Here is a 2,757-nt window from a genome sequence, read left to right as displayed (position 1 = left end):
GTCCTGCAGGGCGATGGCCGGCGCCTTGGGGGAATCGACGGTGACCTGGGGCGGCGGAGCCACCACCATCTTCTTCGCGACATAGCCTGCGCCGCCCGCCGCGGCCACCGCCACGCTTAGTATTATCAGTCGGGATGCTGGCATCTGTCCGAACCCTCGCCTTTGGCAAACCACCTAGCCAGGGGGGACTTTGCAGCCGCAATCGTCAAAACAAGGTTAATGCAATGCTTACGATCGTGATTAATTTAAGGTTTACATAAATTAGAAGGAACTGCCTCCGGAATGCGAAAAGGGCGGCCAAGCCGCCCGAATCAAAAGCGAGACGCGTCGAACGCGGGACAATGAAGAGCCTATGTGGCCAGCCTTGCCAGCGCCCACACCACCAGAGGCGAATCCGGATAGATGAGCAACCCGCCAATGCCGAGCGCGATGCCGTAGGGTATGCCGTTCGTTTCGTCGGCGAAGTGGCGCAAAAATGGATTATGGCCGGTAAAGGATGCCAGCGGCGATTTCCGGTAGGCGAGGATGGCAAGCGTCAGGAGGCCGCCGATGAACGTCGAAACCACAAGATATTCGACAAGATGGATGTTGAAGCCCATCCACAGCGACGTGGCGGCGAGCAGTTTGGCGTCGCCGCCGCCCATGCCGCCCAGCGCGAACAGGCCGAAGGTCACGGCCAACACCAGGAAGCCTGCCGCAAAATGCCAGCCATAGGTCGCCCAGTCCATTCCAGTCAGCGGCGCCACCAGGGCAAACACGGTCACCAGCAGCACCGACACGCGGTTGGCGATCGTCATCGACAATATGTCCGAGATCGCGGCAAACAGCATGCAGAACGGAAAGACGACGAAGATCAGGGCTTCAAGCATGGGTGGCGCCTGTGATCAAACCATATCTGGCGCCAGCCTAGGTAGGTTCGATTAACGAATGATGAGACCGGGACTTCAAAATCGCCCGCACGGCAAAAATAAGGGCCGCCAATGAGGCGGCCCTTATTTGAAAGCAAGCTGGTTGCTTCGATATTACGAGTTATTGACCGTCGTGGCGATCGCGTTGAACTTGTTGTTCAGCGCATTGCCGAGGGCGCCGGCGCCGACCATGATGGCGAGCGCGATGAGAGCGGCGATCAAGCCATATTCGATGGCGGTCGCACCGGACTCGTTCTTCACAAAACGTGCAATGAGATTAGACATTCGAGAGCTCCTACTCCACGTGTTACAGCACTTCCGTCAACTTCTCTTGCCGGTTGATCGGATGCTGCCCAATCTAGGGAGAAGCCCTTTCGATCGGCTTAATAAACAGCCTTACCGATTCCTTTCCGGTCGCGAATCCGTTGCTTGGTTAATCGTCGGCTAAAGTAGTGAAAGGCCGCCTCGCCTCGCGCAAAGCAGCGGTAAAGGCGGGGTCCCCGACGATCGCTCAAGCAGCGATCACGGCCCGCGCGGCATGCAACCGTAGCCTGGTGTTAAGCGTGACAGCCCGGGGCTTAACCGTTGGTTCACCAATCTCGTTCATGTTCCGTTGAACAGTTTGCCGCCCTGGAGCGTCCTGATGACCGGATTGAGATCGTCGTTTGCAGTTGCCGCGCTTCTCGCCGCCACTTTCGTCATGCCGGCAAAAGCTGGGTCCGGCATCGAGGTCACCATGAACCAGGCCAAGATCGTCAAGCTGTCGCGCGCCGCCGACACAATCGTCATCGGCAATCCGGCGATTGCCGATGCCTCCGTGCAGGACGCCTCGACGATCGTACTGACGGGCAAGGGATTCGGCGTCACCAATCTGGTCGTCCTCGACCAGGAAGGCAGCCCGATCATCGACGAGCAGGTCACCGTCGTGCGGCAGGATGCATCCTCGGTCAGAATCTACAGGCGTGCCGAGATCCAGACCCTGTCCTGCACGCCCTATTGCGAGAGTTCCTACAAGAGCGATAGCGAGAGAACCTCGGAAACCGAGATGAGCGCCAGCCACTGAATCGCCGGCCGCCGGCGGCGTTGCCGCGCCGCCGGCCACGGTTAGCTGCTGGTTAAGGGCTTTTCGACGACTCTAACGGTCATCCAAACCGGACCTCAATGGGTTTTGGCTAGTGTTCCGGCCGGCATCAACGGATCGGCAGGGAGGGGGCATGCGCGGGAATCCGGCACCCGAGGACGACAATCGCGGCAAAGGGCGGACAAGGCTCCGCTCCCGCTTTTCTGGCGATCGGCGCGGCAGCACGGCGATAGAGTTCGCTATGTTGGCCCTGCCTTTTGCTCTCCTCGTCTTCGCCATCCTCGAAAGCTGTATTTCATTTGCCGGCCAGGAGGTGATGGCCAATGCCACGGATGACATCGCCCGCCAACTGCGCACCGGCCAGCTAAGGCCGGCCGACGTGTCCGGCACCAAGTTGAAGGACATGATCTGCGCCAAGTTGGAGATCATGGTCGCCAAGAACTGCCCGGGGTTGCTCGTCGACCTGCGCGAATATCCAACCTTTGCGGACGCCGCAACGGCAAGCTTCAAGATCGTAAACGGCGACATCGTGCTGACGCAGGGCACCAATTCGACGAGCTTCGGCGTATCGCCTGGGCTGGCGGAATCGAAGAACATGCTGCGTGTCTTCTACAAATGGCCGGTCATGACCGACTTCATGGCCAGGTCGATGGCCAATCTGAAGGACGGCAACACGCTGCATTTCGCGTCGGTGACCTGGCAGAACGAACCGTTCGACAATTGAGACTTACGGGCATGCTTCGGCAAAACGGGGGTAAGGGCATGTAT

The 2,757-nt window shown here is 59.2% G+C and carries 4 protein-coding genes and 1 pseudogene; 2 read left to right on the top strand and 3 right to left on the bottom strand.

The window, feature by feature from the left end:
• From EN742_RS39735 to EN742_RS30820, 3 genes and pseudogenes are all read right to left on the bottom strand, one after another.
• A pseudogene (locus EN742_RS39735) lies at window positions 1-144 on the bottom strand (Flp pilus assembly protein CpaB); the annotation flags it as partial.
• 206 nt (window positions 145-350) lie between these two features.
• Window positions 351-869 (bottom strand): prepilin peptidase, encoded by a 519-nt coding sequence (locus EN742_RS30825; protein WP_127406815.1) that lies wholly within the window; start codon window positions 867-869, stop codon window positions 351-353.
• Window positions 870-1,022: 153 nt separating this feature from the next.
• Entirely contained in the window at window positions 1,023-1,193 is a 171-nt protein-coding gene (locus EN742_RS30820; RefSeq protein WP_126056637.1) for a Flp family type IVb pilin, read from the bottom strand.
• Between the two features lie 358 nt (window positions 1,194-1,551).
• On the opposite strand from EN742_RS30820, the gene EN742_RS30815 reads away from it, so the two are divergent.
• Entirely contained in the window at window positions 1,552-1,971 is a 420-nt protein-coding gene (locus tag EN742_RS30815; protein WP_127406816.1) for a pilus assembly protein N-terminal domain-containing protein, read from the top strand.
• Between the two features lie 151 nt (window positions 1,972-2,122).
• On the top strand, window positions 2,123-2,713 hold the full coding sequence (locus EN742_RS30810; RefSeq protein ID WP_126056639.1) for a TadE/TadG family type IV pilus assembly protein: 591 nt from the start codon (window positions 2,123-2,125) through the stop codon (window positions 2,711-2,713).
• Window positions 2,714-2,757 lie beyond the last annotated feature (44 nt).

It is taken from the genome of Mesorhizobium sp. M4A.F.Ca.ET.020.02.1.1 (assembly GCF_004022645.1).
Lineage (GTDB): Bacteria > Pseudomonadota > Alphaproteobacteria > Rhizobiales > Rhizobiaceae > Mesorhizobium.
This window is presented reverse-complemented; position numbering and strand designations above follow the sequence as displayed.

Bases quoted from the DNA above. Each gene is read 5' to 3' on its own strand.
- EN742_RS30825 (WP_127406815.1), bottom strand. From the start codon at position 869: ATGCTTGAAGCCCTGATCTTCGTCGTCTTTCCGTTCTGCATGCTGTTT.
- EN742_RS30820 (WP_126056637.1), bottom strand. From the start codon at position 1,193: ATGTCTAATCTCATTGCACGTTTTGTGAAGAACGAGTCCGGTGCGACC.
- EN742_RS30815 (WP_127406816.1), top strand. From the start codon at position 1,552: ATGACCGGATTGAGATCGTCGTTTGCAGTTGCCGCGCTTCTCGCCGCC.
- EN742_RS30810 (WP_126056639.1), top strand. From the start codon at position 2,123: ATGCGCGGGAATCCGGCACCCGAGGACGACAATCGCGGCAAAGGGCGG.